This window comes from Candidatus Brachybacter algidus (assembly GCF_016707225.1).
Classification (GTDB): Bacteria; Bacteroidota; Bacteroidia; order Chitinophagales; family Saprospiraceae; genus Parvibacillus; species Parvibacillus algidus.
The window spans coordinates 165,627-182,056 of the sequence record NZ_JADJID010000005.1 but is presented as its reverse complement, the minus strand read 5'-3'; the positions used below and the strand labels follow the sequence as shown (position 1 = coordinate 182,056).

General features: G+C 36.4%; 12 protein-coding genes and 1 tRNA gene. 5 read left to right on the top strand and 8 right to left on the bottom strand.

Translation table 11 applies throughout. From position 1 onward, the window contains the following. Positions 1 to 76: 76 nt before the first annotated feature. Together IPI15_RS15320 and nadB are read left to right on the top strand one after the other, a co-directional pair. Positions 77 to 1,135: a glycosyltransferase family protein gene (locus tag IPI15_RS15320; RefSeq protein WP_287421098.1), complete on the top strand. Its 1,059-nt coding sequence runs from the start codon at positions 77 to 79 to the stop codon at positions 1,133 to 1,135. Between the two features lie 627 nt (positions 1,136 to 1,762). Then, positions 1,763 to 3,367 carry an L-aspartate oxidase gene (nadB, locus tag IPI15_RS15315; protein ID WP_287405397.1) on the top strand — a complete coding sequence of 535 codons (1,605 nt, stop codon included), beginning with the start codon at positions 1,763 to 1,765 and terminating at the stop codon, positions 3,365 to 3,367. Between the two features lie 8 nt (positions 3,368 to 3,375). Here nadB and IPI15_RS15310 read toward each other — a convergent pair whose 3' ends face one another. The 6 genes from IPI15_RS15310 to IPI15_RS15285 form a co-directional block, all read right to left on the bottom strand. Further along, on the bottom strand, positions 3,376 to 4,473 hold the full coding sequence (locus IPI15_RS15310; protein WP_287405396.1) for a glycosyltransferase: 1,098 nt from the start codon (positions 4,471 to 4,473) through the stop codon (positions 3,376 to 3,378). A gap of 4 nt (positions 4,474 to 4,477) precedes the next feature. Next, positions 4,478 to 5,755 carry a polysaccharide deacetylase family protein gene (locus IPI15_RS15305; RefSeq protein ID WP_287421096.1) on the bottom strand — a complete coding sequence of 426 codons (1,278 nt, stop codon included), beginning with the start codon at positions 5,753 to 5,755 and terminating at the stop codon, positions 4,478 to 4,480. Positions 5,756 to 5,798: 43 nt separating this feature from the next. After that, positions 5,799 to 7,145, bottom strand: coding sequence for a peptidylprolyl isomerase (locus tag IPI15_RS15300; protein ID WP_287405394.1), 1,347 nt, complete (start codon positions 7,143 to 7,145; stop codon positions 5,799 to 5,801). Positions 7,146 to 7,160: 15 nt separating this feature from the next. Next, positions 7,161 to 9,116 (bottom strand): peptidylprolyl isomerase, encoded by a 1,956-nt coding sequence (locus tag IPI15_RS15295; protein ID WP_287405393.1) that lies wholly within the window; start codon positions 9,114 to 9,116, stop codon positions 7,161 to 7,163. A gap of 810 nt (positions 9,117 to 9,926) precedes the next feature. Further along, positions 9,927 to 10,001, bottom strand: a tRNA-Val gene (locus tag IPI15_RS15290). Between the two features lie 88 nt (positions 10,002 to 10,089). Further along, positions 10,090 to 11,511 carry a hypothetical protein gene (locus IPI15_RS15285; RefSeq protein ID WP_287405392.1) on the bottom strand — a complete coding sequence of 474 codons (1,422 nt, stop codon included), beginning with the start codon at positions 11,509 to 11,511 and terminating at the stop codon, positions 10,090 to 10,092. Between the two features lie 246 nt (positions 11,512 to 11,757). On the opposite strand from IPI15_RS15285, the gene IPI15_RS15280 reads away from it, so the two are divergent. Together IPI15_RS15280 and IPI15_RS15275 are read left to right on the top strand one after the other, a co-directional pair. Continuing rightward, entirely contained in the window at positions 11,758 to 12,180 is a 423-nt protein-coding gene (locus tag IPI15_RS15280) for a hypothetical protein (protein ID WP_287421094.1), read from the top strand. Further along, on the top strand, positions 12,153 to 12,806 hold the full coding sequence (locus tag IPI15_RS15275) for a hypothetical protein (protein WP_287421092.1): 654 nt from the start codon (positions 12,153 to 12,155) through the stop codon (positions 12,804 to 12,806). The genes IPI15_RS15280 and IPI15_RS15275 overlap by 28 nt, the downstream gene beginning before the upstream one ends. 64 nt (positions 12,807 to 12,870) lie before the next feature. Here the strand turns inward: IPI15_RS15275 and IPI15_RS15270 are convergent, their stop codons facing one another. Together IPI15_RS15270 and IPI15_RS15265 are read right to left on the bottom strand one after the other, a co-directional pair. Then, entirely contained in the window at positions 12,871 to 14,217 is a 1,347-nt protein-coding gene (locus IPI15_RS15270; RefSeq protein WP_287421089.1) for a DUF937 domain-containing protein, read from the bottom strand. A 563-nt stretch (positions 14,218 to 14,780) separates the two neighbouring features. Next, positions 14,781 to 15,299 carry a hypothetical protein gene (locus IPI15_RS15265; protein ID WP_287405389.1) on the bottom strand — a complete coding sequence of 173 codons (519 nt, stop codon included), beginning with the start codon at positions 15,297 to 15,299 and terminating at the stop codon, positions 14,781 to 14,783. 67 nt (positions 15,300 to 15,366) lie between these two features. Here IPI15_RS15265 and IPI15_RS15260 point away from each other — a divergent pair, with 67 nt between their 5' ends. Next, positions 15,367 to 15,696, top strand: coding sequence for an MGMT family protein (locus IPI15_RS15260; protein WP_287405388.1), 330 nt, complete (start codon positions 15,367 to 15,369; stop codon positions 15,694 to 15,696). Positions 15,697 to 16,430: the final 734 nt, after the last annotated feature.

Here is a 16,430-nt window from a genome sequence, read left to right as displayed (position 1 = left end):
TTAACATACGGAGGCTAACTTTGCTAATTAACTTTTGATTTCGATGGTTTGCTGTTGATTTCAATAATGTAATGATATGTCAAAGAAAAAAGTCTTAATTACACCGCTCAATTGGGGTCTTGGCCACGCCGCCAGATGCATTCCTGTCATCAGAAGTCTGGTAAAACGGGGACACGAAGTACATATAGGTTCAGATGGAGTGGCTCTAGCCTTGCTAAAGGAGGAATTCACCGAGCTATTGTTCACTGAACTTCCAGGATATGGCATCCATTATAAAGGTAAAAATCTGATGAAATCACTCTTCCTTCAGATACCGTTTATGATGAAGGCTATCAAGAAAGAGAAAGCCCATGTCAAAAAATACGTCAAAGAACATCAGATAGATATAATCATCTCTGACAATCGGTTTGGTTGCAGGTCGAAGAAAACCGAAAACGTTTTTATCACTCATCAACTTCAACTGATACTTTCCAATGAAGCGCTGACCATTTCTGCTTCAGCTATTAATAAATTCATGATTGAAAAATTCGACGAGATCTGGGTTCCAGATGCACCTCCACCGAACAATATCAGTGGAATGATGTCAGACAGAAAAGGCTTCAAAAAAATAAGTTATTTGGGGCCTTTGTCCCGTTTCAAATTCAAGGAACAAAAACCTAAACGTGATTTTATAGTAATTCTATCAGGTCCAGAGCCTGCTAGGACCTATTTGGAATTAGCAATTACTGAACAGGTGGTACTATTACCCTATTCATTCCTCATCGTTCGTGGTCTTCCCGGAAATGGTTACCCGGCCTTAAAACTTCCCGGGCACACCGAAACTGTTAATTTTATGACTGCTGAGAATCTCAATAAAGCCATCAATGAGAGCAAAAGAGTCATCAGCAGGACAGGATATACCACGGTCATGGACCTTGTCACACTCAATAAAAAGGGAATTCTTATACCGACTCCCGGACAGCCGGAACAGGAATATTTGGGAAGAGAATTGGTTAAGAAAGGACGTTTTATCATCGCATCTCAGGAGGAATTAGATTTAGAGACATTATGCAGGATATCACTGGAGGATGAATCTCAACCGGTGCACGTCTTTGAGTCTAGGTTGGAGGTTGCTTTAGATAATGCGGGGTTATGAGTAATCAGTAATCAGTAACCTTATGGAACGACCTTCTCACCTTCTCACTTTCTCACCATCTCACTTTTTTATCAGTAATCAGTAATCAGTAATCAGTAATCAGTAATCAAGTATAATAGATATAGTTGTGAATGGAAGACACTATCCCAAAAATTGAAGTCAATTGATTGAAAATAGCCTTTGTTTTAAACCTTGATAGACTAACAGCTCTCATTATGCATTATTCATTAAAAAGCCTCCACTCCCTTGGCCCTCTCCAAAGAGGGACATCTGCTCATCATCATACTTTTATCTTTTAATGGATATATACGAAATGTTCAGAAATAGCATGTGTTAAGGTTTATGAGAAAGTCTCAGCTCCTCTATATTTCATTTTTCATTATTCATTCTTCATTAAAAAGCCTCCACTCCCTTGGCCCTCTCCGAAGAGGGACATCTGCTCATCATCACATTTTTGTTTTTTAAATATAGTTATAGAATGTTTGAAAATTGCCTGTGTTTAAAACCATGAAAAACTGCCAGCTCTCATTATTCATTATTCATTATCTATAATTCATTATTCATTAAATAACCCTTTTCCTATATTTGCTGTTTAATAACCTGACACGAACAAATCGTTTATATTTCATGGCAATACAATCAGACATCGTAATCATTGGTTCAGGGGTAGCAGGGCTAAGCCTTGCAATACAATTAGCTTCCAGGAGAAAGGACATTAGCATCATCGTACTCGCCAAGACTACTGAAAGCGAAAGCAATACGAATTATGCCCAAGGAGGAATTGCTTCTGTGTGGGATCATGAAACCGACGATTTTAAAAGTCATATTGATGACACGCTGGATGCAGGAGATGACCTTTGCGATCCAAAAATAGTGCGCATCGTAGTAGAAGAAGGTCCGGTAAGAGTCCAGGAATTGATCGATTGGGGAGCAAATTTTGATAAAGACAATTCAGGTGATTATGACCTGGGAAGAGAAGGAGGACATAGTGAAAACAGGATTCTTCACTATAAAGATGTCACCGGATGGGAAATTCAACGCACCTTGATGGCCAAAGCAGCAACATATGATAATATAGCAATATATGAACATTACTTTGCCATAGACATTATTACTCAACATCATCTTGGACATAATATATCCAGACTAACCCCAAATATCGAATGTTTTGGGGTCTATGCGCTGAATAGAAAGACCAGCGAGATCATTACATTTCTCGCCAAACAAACTGTTTTGGCATCCGGAGGCACAGGTCAGGTATATAAATCAACTACCAACCCAGCAGTAGCCACGGGCGATGGCATCGCCATGTTCTATCGTGCTAAAGGTCGGGTTGAAAATATGGAATTTGTTCAGTTTCACCCAACAGCGTTGTATAATCCTGCGGGAGAAAATCCTGATTTTCTTATCAGTGAAGCTGTGAGAGGTTTCGGAGCAGTTTTAAAAGACGCTTCCGGAAATGAATTCATGCAAAAATATGATGAAAGATTGTCTTTAGCTCCTAGAGATATCGTAGCTCGTGCCATAGATAATGAGATGAAGGTACGCGGTGTAGACAATATGTATCTCGATTGCAGACATCTGGATAAGGAAGGATTCTTGAAGCATTTTCCAAATATTTATAACAAATGTTTGAGTATAGGTATAGATCCGATGGTCAGCATGATACCAGTTGTCCCTGCCTGTCATTATATGTGTGGCGGAATTCAGGTAAATGAATTTGGTCAAAGTTCTATAAGAAGACTATTGGCAGCCGGAGAATGTACATGTTCGGGGCTGCATGGGGCAAACAGACTTGCAAGTAATTCACTGTTGGAAGGACTGGTATTTGGCTATAGGGGAGCAATGAAAATACTGGAAAGCTTTGAAGAATATACGATTCAAGAAGGTATTCCTGATTGGAATGCGACCGGTACCAATGATCCCAAAGAAATGATTCTAATCACGCAAAGCAGAAAGGAAGTTAAGGAGATCATGTCCAATTATGTTGGTATAGTCCGATCCAATGTCAGACTTAAAAGAGCATCTGACAGGATGTTTTTACTTTATCAGGAAACTGAAGAATTATACAACAATACAACTATAAGTCCACAGCTATGTGAGTTGCGCAATCTTATTACTATTTCATATTTGATCATCAAAGGAGCGACATTGAGACACGAAAGCAGAGGGTTGCATTATACCACGGACTATCCGGGTAAGTTGCCATTCATAGAGAATACTTTGATGTGATATTTATTTTAAACTGAATAAAGATCGAATATGTCCTCGATCTGAGGAATGACGACCTTAGGAGCAGCTATTTCTTCAATGGATGTCCTTATGATATTTTTAGAATAGACTTCGTGTTCTAATATTGCCAACTCTATTGCATCAGCTAATATGATGGCATCAAATTCATGCACAATTACTCCATTTTCATCATTAATATAGAATTCTGGGCTTTTGCAATCCGTTGTAACAACGTATAATCCCATGGCAAGTCCTTCAGCAATATGGCTACCAAAGCTTTCCAACCTGGAAGCTGATACATAAAGTTCGCAATTTTCTAATACACCTATGACTTCCTCTCTCTTCGTCCTTCCATGAAATATCACCTCTTCACCAAGTGAATGTTCTTGGACGTATGACTTCATAGTTTCTTCTTCAGGACCGTCACCAATCAGGTGCAGTTCAAACTCCATCTCGCGATTCTTGAGGATACTGAGTGCCTCTAGCAATAAAATATGTCCTTTTCTTTGATCCAAATCACTGACGCAGGCCATCGATACTCTTTGCTTGATCGCATCACTTAACACAGGTGCGAAAAAGTCCTGATGGACCATACCCGAAATGAAAGTTACAGGAGTATTCGTTAATTTACTGATGTTAGCAGCGAGAAGCCTACTGACAGCAATAATATGATCAGCACGTCTATAGTAAAAATAAGTTTGCAGCCTAAGTTTAAGCGTCAATCTATTGTTCATAATAGCGCTTAGGTGTTCGGTGTGAACAATAGCAATCTTAAATTTAATTTTGATCTTTTTGACCCATCCAAGCGCTGACAATCCATGAGTGTTGATGATATCCGGTTGTCCATTTAATAAAACATACTGCTCAAAATACAGCAATGCTTTCTTCCTGATCTGTCGACGTTTATTCACATAATGATAATATTCCACAAAACCTTTGCAGTCGGTTTTAATAGTTTTTTCAGTATTGTCTTTGTCGATATGAAAACAAATTACTGAAACTTGATGACCCGCCAGCGCATAGTTCTCTGCAATGTCCCGCACAAAAATTCCAACATGACCTTCTTCAGAGGCTTGATACCATGCCGGTATTATAACTATATGCATAGTATCATATTGTTTCTGATTGTTCTGAATTAATTTGTGAACTGCTTTTCACCTCTATGCCTTCCTTTGTGAGATATTTCAAAAATTCAATGTATTGATCCAGAAAATATTTGTTGGACCAAGGGGTAAGATAATTATTGTGAAAAAGAACAGAAACTGTATAACCGTTATTCCACTGATCAATCATTTTCTTAAATGATTCAACAATATCTGAATTTTGGTTAAAATTATCGAAACTGGTATCCATCAATATCAAGGGAACAACTTGTATTCCATATGGTTTTACAAAAGGTATAAATGGAAATGGATAGCCATTGCGAAGCCCAGGAGCATCAGACCATCCAAGTCCAGTATCCACTTCCACTCCTTCAACTGCCATCTCTTTCCAGCTCTTAGGATATGTGTATTTCAGAAAGTGATTCCTATTGGTAAATGGTTCTGATCTTTTAAATTTTGCTGCTTCATCTAAATAACTATGATCAGAACTGCTTTTGTGCAAACCAACTTCCATCTCATCGGTCAAGATAGATTCCGCAGTTGATTTAAGAATATCAGGGCCATAATCTGCCTGTCTAATATTTTTAACAAAGCCTTCATTTGGTAATAAATAGAAAGTACTTTTTACTCCGAATGTTCTTTCTAAAGAAATAATCTCGGAAATATTATTCCAAATTTTCTTTGATCCAAAGAGATGTTTAAATAAAGCTTTTCCAAGGGACCAGGATGGATTTTTTAAGAAAAACTTAAACTCCTGTTTAAACCCTGATGTCAGAAAATCTATATCGTGTGTGAGAATTACGCTCCTAGGTGCCATAGATCTGATGTTCTCAATATGGCAATAATCTTTCAAAAATATTCTGAAGAGTGGCGATACAAGATCTTCATAAGAGGAATGGAAAGCCTTGTAAAGACTATTTTCGTATGTTAATCTACCATATTTATCCAGCACAGCATCAGATAGATTTTGCTCTGATAAACAATGTAAAATAGAGAAGGCTGAAGCGAGTGGATCAATCTTTTTAAGGTCAGTTTCGAAACATATATGAAGTCCTTGTTGAAACAATTCAGGACATGGTCTCAAAAGGCCTAGTTTGGTATAGACTTCTCTTTTTAAAGGGTAGCCCGATGATAAATCAAAGATGAGGGCATCTTGAACCAACTCTTCTGTCTCAATAAATTTTACCTCAAACTGTTTTTGAATTAGGTCAAATAAAGAGGTGATTAGTGGCCGAAACTCTATTACTTCTGGTAAAAAAAAGAATGGAATAACAGGTCGTTCCAAAGACTAATTTATTATTGTCCAATAAAGGTACATAATAAAAAAATCAATTGGCCATCTTCCAATTGCTGATGTTAGGGCACATAGTTTGCCATTCCGGCTGAATAGTCATATATGTCTGACCAATTTTTTCATCCACCCATCTTTTTACCTCAGAATCTTTCTTTTCAATGATTGCATCTTCCTTCAATCGGGAAAAATCTTTTTCAAGGCTTGCTTTGTGTGGTTCAGATCGTGATTGCAGCATTAAAACCTTATAAGCTGTTTCACCATAAGGATCTTTGAATTCATGAGGAGCTGAAATCTGTCCTACTACCATGGTGTCTAAGGTAAAATAGATATCAGGTTCAAGATCAGAAATTTCGAAAAAATTGGTGTTTGTTGCAGGATTTATGGCACGTCCTCCATTGCTGTAACTAGGAAAGTTTTTATTACTGTATTTTTTCACAACATCCACAAAAGTCACCTTACTGTTATTAAGTTCAACTAGTATGCTATCGAGTGTATGCTTTGCAATTCTCTTGTCATCATCCGACAACTCAGGCTTAAGTAAGATATGTCTTGCATGAAAAGAATTACCTCTTCTTTCAATTAATTGAATTAAATGGTAACCAAATTCAGATTCTACTATTGTGCTCACCTGACCTTCTTCCAGATTAAAAGCTGTAGCTTCAAATTCAGGAACAAAAGCACCACGTTTCGCCCAACCAAGATCTCCGCCTGCTGCAGCTGATCCATCAATAGAAAATTTCTTAGCAAGATCTTCAAATTTTTCACCATTCTCAACGATTCTGGTCCTGATACTATTCAGTTTATCAGTTATTTTCTGCCTTTCTGCCTTAGAAGGTTTTGGATAATAGTTGATCTCAGAATATTCTACTTCAGCATTATAATAGGGTAAGCTGTCATATGGTATTGATTTAAAATATTGTTTGACCTCAGACGGAGTAATGGTAATCTTTTCGACTATCTTATTTTTCATTTCCTCCGCCATCAATTGGTCCTTTAAGTCGCCCCTCAATTCATCCTTCATTTCGCTGACAGATTTGCCATAATATGACTCAAACTGAGACACATCATTGTTCATGTAAGCTAAAACTCGATCCACCCTTGCATTCAACTGGTTTTCGACCATATCATTGCTAACTACTACAGAATCAATTTTTGCCTGATTGGTAAGTAATTTTTGAAGAAGAAGATTTTCAACTATCTGACAACGCAGATCTGTAGGAACTTTAGGATTGCGGCCTGCTTCCATAGTATAAGCATCTTCTACTTCTGACTGGAGTAAAGATTCGCCACCTATCTGAGCAATCACTTTATCTAAAACTTCTCTTTGTGCAAATACCAATGTTGGTAGTAAGCAAATAATAAACGCTAAGGTTCTGATCATTTGAAATTTATTCTATTAACGCTTTACAAGCGAATTAAAAACGTTTTGATTTACTGAAACGTTGTATTCATTTTTAAGTTTTTCTACCCAAAGCTTATCAAGGTAGTCTTGATAATCTGCAATGACGAATCCTCTAGCATCTTTCAGTTCTTTCTGAGAAGGAGGAGTGATTGATTCAATCTTATCTGCGGTGCCAGTTTTTCCATCAGGATTACGCTGCAAGCCGGACATATTACCTATTCTCCAGTCAAGACCTGCCACATCACCACTATTAGATTTTTCAATCAATTCAGAAGTATAGGAAACCTTATCTGTACCAAATTTCTTCTGGAGCTCTTCAGGTGTGCTTTTACGAATACTTTCGTATATCTTGTTTAGCTCTTCAGGAGTGGAAGCTTTCAGCGTATAGTGCAATACTCTTGCTCTTTCTTCCCACATATATTTCTTACTGTTCTCTGCGAAGAATTTGTCAATCCCAATAGTATCCTGAGAAGCTTTATTCCAAACCTCATTGTTGGTCACCTCGAAAAACAAGAAACCTTCTTCATATTCTCTTGTCAATGACTTATAATCAGGGTATTTAAATTCAAGCTGGCTTTGCTCATATTCCATAGCTTTTGTTGCTACAAATTCATTATAAAGTTCTTCGAATGCGATGCTTGGGATCATGCCTTTATTCATTCTTACTCTCCTTCTTGAGTTTGCTTTCAAAAACTCACTAACTTCATCTGTGGTATATTCTTTACCTCCCATTGTAAACATTGGGCTGCTTTTGATCTTAGGCTCTGTCCATGTTGAAGTGTAAAATTTATCTGTGTTGATAGAGTCTACATATTGTTTATATACCTTTTGATCGAGTGTATATTTATATTCTTTTTTAATTTTTTCAACCAATTTATCTTTCGCCAAAGCAAAGCGCTCATTCTGAGCTACTTTTGTCATATAAGCCTTCTTAGAGGTTTCAAAATTGACATCTGATTTTTTAGATATTCTCTTGACAATGTGGAATCCAAGGGCTGTCTTAAATGGAGTGGTATAATCACCATCATTTTTCAAAGTAAATACTGCATCTTCAAAAGTTGGATCGTATTGACCTATAGTAATGAAACCTAAGAATCCGCCTTTACCGGAGGTCGCTTTATCGTCAGAAAAATTCTTTGCTGTTTCGTTAAAATCTGCTCCTTTCTGAAGTGCTGTGTAAATCGAATCGATCCTATTTTTAGCGAAACCTTCATCCACTTCTTTATTAATGCGGACCAGAATTTGAGCTATTTCCATTTCACCACGTGCTGGTCTTGAGTCCAAAACTTTGACAAAATGCCAACCTGCTGCAGTTCTCGCCGGGCCTCCTACTTCACCTTTCTTCAAAGAATAAACCAAGTTTTCAAGAGAAAAGAATCCATTTGGATACATTGGAGCTAGAAACCCAACATCTCCATTATTAACTTTAGAGCTCTCATCTTCAGAGTATTGCTTTACAAGATCTTCAAATTTACCACCTGCCTTAAGTTTAGCTGCTATCTCCATGACCTTGGCATAAGCTTTAAGGGTATCTTCAGGAAGTTTATCCGGGCCGGCAGCAATGAAGATGTGGGCTATACGTATATCTGTCTTACTTCTGTCGTAAAGTTGAGCCGCTAATTTTTCTGTGATTTCCTTGTCAGTCAGATAAGATTCAGCCAATTGTTTTTTGTAGCTGTTCAATTCCGTTTTGAGCGAGGTCAAGGTATCCAGCCTCAAGTCCCTGGCTTTAGCCACTTTAAGTTTGAATCTTGTATATAGGTCCAGACTTTCCTTTAGAGATTTTTCAGAATAGTCAGCATTCTTATTGTTCGACTTTTCATAAATATATTTGAATTCGCTGACGGTGACAGGTGCTTTATTGACCGTAAAAAGCACTTCATCTTTCTGGGAGAACAATGAAGATGATACGAAAAGACAAAAAGCAAAGAATAGACAGTTCTTGAACATACGTATTGTATAGGTTTAGATTAAATCGTTTTAAGACCTCTGTAACGCATCATTTTGAAGAAGCGTATATGGATACTGAACCAATTTATTGCAAAAAATTAATGAACTCTTGAGGTCGACTTGTTGCAAATAGCTGATATCATTGTATTTATAAGGTATCCTAAACGGCTGCAAATATACTTTTTTTAAAGTTTTCGGCAAATAATGATTTGTTAATGTGTGTGGGTGGTGATTTGAGGGGAAAATTTAGAAAGGAAATGTCTAAAAAGGAACAGATTAAAGTCACAATATGAAGCACTATTTTTTGAGGGTCAATATTGTTGAATGAAATAGATTAATAAATCACAACCAATAATTGGCCATTATCGAAAATAGAACTCTATACCGAACGGAAATGGTTAATTGGCCAAATAAATTCCGGCGAACGAATTTCAGCTCGGCAGTATTCGAAAAAATATTGGTCAATAATTTAATCTTATTTCATATTGCATTAAAAGTTTTTAACCACGAATTGCACGAATTCTCACGAATAAATTCGTGTTTAATGGTGACCATTATTCCCCACTGGCATAAGTATAACTTCAATTCATTTCAACCCAATTCTCATTTCTTACCAACCAATATTCCCATAAGTATAAATAAAACCACAACTATCTCGCATTTACGCTGGTGCCAGTCTGTGACTGGTGACCTTTCGAAGACTTAATTATTTATCAACTCACAAGTTAAATATTTGCACCAGAGGTGACAAAAACATTAATTTTAGACATAAAAAAAGGGTCAAAATCTTGCGACTTTAACCCTAGTTTGTGGGAGCACACGGATTCGAACCGCGGACCCTCTGCTTGTAAGGCAGATGCTCTGAACCAGCTGAGCTATGCTCCCAATGAATTTATTTTAATAATGCGCCTTTCTTCAAAAGCGATGCAAAGATAGGACTATTATGGAAATAAAAAAGAATTCTTGCTTTTTTTTAATAAGTTACTTTGATAAGACGTAATTTACCCTTGCGGATACTCGGTAGAATCGTCGCATTGGAGCTGATCTGCATGCCATTTCTGACCTGTACATGCAGTCCGGAACCCGCCGTATTAAACATGACCCTTCTATCTACATTGCCTAATGGATTGACCACATATTCGCTGATCGTGTTCTCATTCTTGATCTCGTCATTATACATAAGTCTGAGATGGGAGGGATTGGCATGAATGAAATAGGAGGAATATGCCGCATCATCATCATATGAATATTGTTTCTTCTGCAATACTTTCTGCCATTCAAGATTTCCTGCCTTATCAAGACTTGTAAGTATAATGTCTTCTATGTAATAGTCTGTACTCGTACTTACAGGCACAAAAGCGCTTCTGCCTGTATTGTTTATTCTGTTGACTTCTTTTTTTTGTTCACATATAAGCAGGTGTCCTCCATCCATTCTTGTCTGGACTTCCTTTAATTCCAGGTCCACAATACCGATCTTCTGCCGTTGATTTTGTCCAAAGTAATCTATGATCGTTTGCCTTCCGAAAGGAATTAGTTTATAGTCCGCTGCATATTCCAGTGAAGGATATACATCCATATGCAGGATGCCTTCCTGCATGGCACTTAATTCATCCATATATATACCAAACAAAGTCAACTTGTCAATATCATTGTCATACTCCATTAAAATGTCCGAAAGCGGAATTGTATTTAATGTAATTTCCAGCTTTCTGTATCCAAGCTGATCCAGCCTCACTATGGTATAATTATTCTTGGCTCTATTATGACTATTGATGTATAGGCTATACACGACACCTTTGTTTGTAACTATTTTGGCCAAACGATCCTCTTCATATAAATTAGATTCTATGCCTTGATCATTTGTATTCCACAAAACTTTATTACTTGCCGCATCATACATGATGTATCGAGTGGTCTTATCTGCCACTTCATTGAGCATAATGAGTTGATGAGACTTATCTTCAGATATATTGATCGGTAAAGGGCGAGCTTGATTCTTGTCATAAGTCTGAAGGATCATTTCGCCAAGAAGTTCGAGCCTAGAATTATAATTCAAAAGTGAAATGATATACTGTTCGTCATCAAAATATTTGTAATAGAGTGTCAGCATGGTATCCTGGGGTACATATCCGAATAACCTGCTTTTTTTATAATTAAAATTAATAGTTGGAGTATTTATATTCTTAAGGTTGTCATCGAATTCGTGAAGCGTAAGACTTCTGCCATTGTCTTCGAGCAGGGTAATCTTATTATTGAAGTATCCTATCAGATCATAATTATTGTCCGAGACCATAGTGATCTCGTTGGACATTGTCACAGATTGAGCAACAAGTCCAGTCGCACTAAAAACTAAAATGTTTAATACCAACGAATTGAACAAATTATTAAAACGCATATATGTATTTTAACAAATATTTAAGATTGTATTTCAAAGATAACAGCGGAAAATGTTGTTATTTTAGAACGATCATTCACAGAGAATTAATCTATTTCCACATAATCAATTGATGCAATTTATATAAATTGTTTCAATTACAGTAATGTTTTTATTTGCATGGAGAATAACAAAATTGTCAGCGCAGTCAATAAAAAACATGTTTCAAAAATATTGAGTTCAAGCCGTTTTGAAAAGCAATATTTAATGTCAGCCTTATCTACAAGGATTTTCATAGTAGGCTTGGGCGAGACTAAAAGTTTAAATTCTGCAATAAAATATTTCAAAAACTTAGATAAAAAATATAATGGGCTGGCCAGTCCCTTCTATTTTGACAAGGTACTTAAGCATAATGGTAAATTTTTCTGGAACCCATTTATTCCGATTTTCTTTGGAGATGCATTTGAGAAATACATCGTCAATGAATTTGAACAATTGAAAGAGGATGTTTTGGTGCAAAGTCCCGGTGTTTCTTTTCTGGACTTTTCTACCTGCGGCAGTAAAAGCAGACTTAATACTACAATAGACCTTTTACTACAGGCAAGTTCAAGCTCTATGACAATACACATAAGATTTATATTAAATGGGAACAGCCCCAATCTATGCTGTACAAGTTGGGTAGATTCCTAAACGCTTGTCCCAAAAACTGCGAGCCCTGGTTAGTGCTGGATGGAAAAGGTAAGGACATCGACTTTGAAATGCTGGAATCAAAAGGACTTAAAGGTGTGGTCATTAATCTGATGGAAGAAGAAAACAATATGATCAATACTGAAAATATTGGTTATAATAAAACTCCGCTTTCAGACCTCATCATCAAAATAAAATCTGCTGGATTAATAGTTGGTATTAATGTTAAGATATTATATCCCAAAGATGCCAATCTTCACTTCATCATGAAGAATATCAAAGACTTATCAGCTCACTTTATGGTATGGAATGACGATACTACCGATGATCGTCACATAAGTGCAGAAGAAAAAAAGATCAATAAAGCAGCCATTGAACGCGCTTTTCTTAAGGCCAATAGTTCAAAAGATTATGAACACTATCCGTTAGTCTTTTATCCAGAATTCTTTAAGAGAATCATCAAAGTCAACGTTCCCATGAAGAAATTTGCATCTATCTCATTTGAGAATGGCACTATGATTGAAAATCGTGCCTCTTATACCGAACTTTTCAAGGAGATGATGGAGGTTAAAAAACTAGGAAGTCCTGTAAGAACTTCAACAATTGCTTCAACCGTCTCCCAATTGTAAATAAAAAAAGGCTGCCCACTTTTAAGAAGACAGCCAATTTATTTTCTGAAATAATATATTAGGTTTACATTTTTGTAACTCGAATATCAATTCTTCTATTCTGTGATTTACATTCTTTAGTATCGTTGGCAGGACATCTTGGGTATTGCTCTCCATAGCCTTCCGATTCAACTCTACCAGCGCCGATTCCTCTTTTTAGGAGTTCTTTTTTTGCAATCTCCGCTCTTTCCTGAGATAACTTTTGATTAAAAGATTCTTCTCCATCTGAATCTGTATAACCGCCCATTTTTATATTGACATTAGGATATGCTGCAAGTATCATTCCTATATTATCCAGCTGACCTTTCGACTCATTAGTAAGTTCGGACTTTCCAGATTTGAAATACAATCGGTCAAATGAGAACCATTTATTTTTCAAAACTTCTTCATCTTTTTCACCTGAGTTGATAAAGTCTACAAGATTGCGCTCTATAGACGATTCATACACTTTCAATACTTTGCCATTAGGCAATTTTACTTCATAATCTTTACCAAGATCTGAGATCCAATTACCGAATTCATCTACTTTACCTTTCAATGCGACATAAGCAATATTAGCATCTGCTTTAACCGAATCTATTGCATTCGTTGCATTCTCTTTTATTGTATCCACTGCCATACTAGTATTTGTGACAGTTTCCTCAACTTTTGGATTATTGCATCCTCTCATAAAGTACCATAACAATCCCAATCCCAGGATCAATATTAACCAAGGTATAAAGCCTCCTAAGAAACTGGTGTCAGTATTACGGGCATCCGGAGATGTCGAAGATTCCGTTTTCAATGGAGCACCTGATAACGGTTCATTTCTTAAGCTAGGATTACTGATGGCATTGAAATTAGTAATTCCTGCCAAACCAGCCGGAAGCAAGCTCTTTACAAATGGAGCTTGCTGAGCTAAAAGTGCAGTCAAACCGGCGGTACTAAAACCTGATTTAGCAGCTTCCTTTCCAACTATTCCAGCCAAAAATGGCGCTACAAGACTCATCAATGATGCCGTAGAAGAAGACTTAATGTTAAATTTAGCTGATATCCAATCTATTACAGAAGTTCCAGTGCCTCCCAGTAAGGTTCTCACTATCGGAAGGCCTTTGTTCATGATATTATTTAAATTGTACCCATCTGATGGTTCTGAGCTGATATTCTCAATAAGTGCTGCCGAGTTGACATCGTCTGACTTTAACAGATCTAGCAGTTCATTAGCTCCGGTATTTGTTGAACTTTTCTGAATCATTGCTCCCAACAAAGTGGAAGAAATAGCATCAAGGGCATTCTTAGTTGCTGACTCACCCTCTCCTAACAAGGATGATGCTGAACTGATAAGCTTTCCTTCGATCTGATTTCTGAATACATCTAAAATGTTTACTGACATGTTTTTGAATTTAAAAGGTTAAATAAATAACAGGGTAATACAGTTAAAAGGAATTTATAATTTTTCAATTATACTGTTATAACATCATTTTCTATAAATAGTCCCCTCACAGAGGATAAATTAAATAAAAGTAATTAAAATGTAAACATTTGTTCTAAAATCTAGAAGAGATTAGTGAATGTCAAGTGCTACATAGTTATATCTTTCCTTTAAAAGACACGGAGTCTGAAATTACTGACTACACAAATGGAATTATTTCATTGACCAATATAGAATTAATACCGAATGGAAATTCGTATTAGTCCAAATAAATTTGGCCAAACGACTTTCAGCTCGGCATTATACGGCAAAGTATTGGTCAATTATATAATTCCGTTTCGTATAAAGTCGAATCTTGAGCCGTTTGACCAGGTTAAAAAAGTATTTTCTTTAGGTATAAGCTGATTTGTGAGCGCTTGCACCATTGATGCTTTGCTCGAACTTAAAAGTGTAAAACTAGTGAAGGATATATTTAAGGTGATACGTCAGGGTGATTTCAAGAGAAAGGCTATTTCAAGGACAACTTAATCATTCAATTCGTCCAGAATATCCATCCAGTCTTCCATATATCCATAGCTTTTAAATCCGGGACGTTCTTCTTCAGTGCCTGACAGCGTTATCCCTGCGATATTAAGACTTGATAAATCAAAACTTCCCGGTTCAAGAGAAGTAAGATCCAAAATGGTTTTAGAGGCATCAGAATTAAAATCTAATGAATGAGCAATTTGATAATTGTGGCTTGTTGATTTTAATGGTAATTCAGAAAATAAGGTTGCATGGTCTATTTCCAACTCCAATTTAAAGGATTTTTCCAGCCAAAAACCTTGTACCTCAGGATGGTTTTCGATATGATATAATACCTCATCAACATTTGTCACATGCATGCCAACCTTGCTGCCAGAGATCCATTCTGATATTCCGTAGATTAAATGTTTATGTTCGGCTGCTCCCGGTCCAAAATTGAAGATAATCCAATCAAAACCTGCCGCTGCGAAGTAGCGAGCATCTGATAAATTACTTATATTGTGTGCTATCTTTAGCATGTTTATTATAAATTTAATCGGCGAAGTTAAAGGCTTAAGCTCAAATTTTCATAAAATAGAAGCAGTTATGGCGGATCATTCGTATTTTCAATCAGTTTACCAAATCGTTCGATTGATTCCATTGGGCAGAGTAACAACTTATGGAGCCATTGCAAACGCCTTAGGTCTTGGATCAGCAAGAATGGTCGGATGGGCATTGAATCATTGTGGTACTGAGGCTTTTGAAGTACCAGCCCACAGAGTAGTCAATAGAAAAGGGGCTTTGACTGGGCAACTTCATTTCTCACCAGAACATACAATGGAGTCGAGATTAAATGACGAAGGAATAGAAATAAAAGATAGTGTTATCGTGTCTATGGAAAAATATTTTTGGGATCCTGCTGGTCTATCTGATTGACATTGCGGTATATTCTTTCAGGTTAAGAATATATTTTTTGATAGCACAATATTTATTAGTAGTTTCATGTTTTAGAAAGGAATTTTAACCTATGATTAATTTATAAAGTATAACCTTTTTGATATGAGTAATATTTATACAAAGAACATTCCCATTACAACTTCAAAAAAAATCAAAAACTACACACTAGCCATTGTCAATGAGACATTGGACATTTCAAATTCAGTTAATTCCCTTAAAAAATACTACCAGACTGTCAGTTTGAACCCAAAAAATCAACTTTGGATTTAATCCTTGCGTATAGCAGAAAAAAAAATAATCTTCTCAACTACAACTCATTTACGAATCAATGATCGATTTGGATGTTTAGTTTGTAGTATATTATTTATTTGGAGAAAAAAACTACCTGGTGATTATTTAGTCATAATTTCCGGATCTTGAAAAGGGATTTTAGACCCGCAATTGTAAAACAATTGCGGGTTTTTTTATTTGATGTTGAGATGGAACTTTTAATTCAAATGTAATATTGCAATATTACGATGAACCACACTCCCAACTTACTTTCAACTGTAAAACATACACATCCTTGTGAATTAATGTGAACCTAAATCTTGTGGTGCCTCTATCTCCATTGTAATATTGCAATATTACGATGAACTCTACTCCCAAATTGCTTTCAACATTTAATCATTCACTTCATGTTGAATTAATGAAGCAAAATCCTGTGGTCCGCC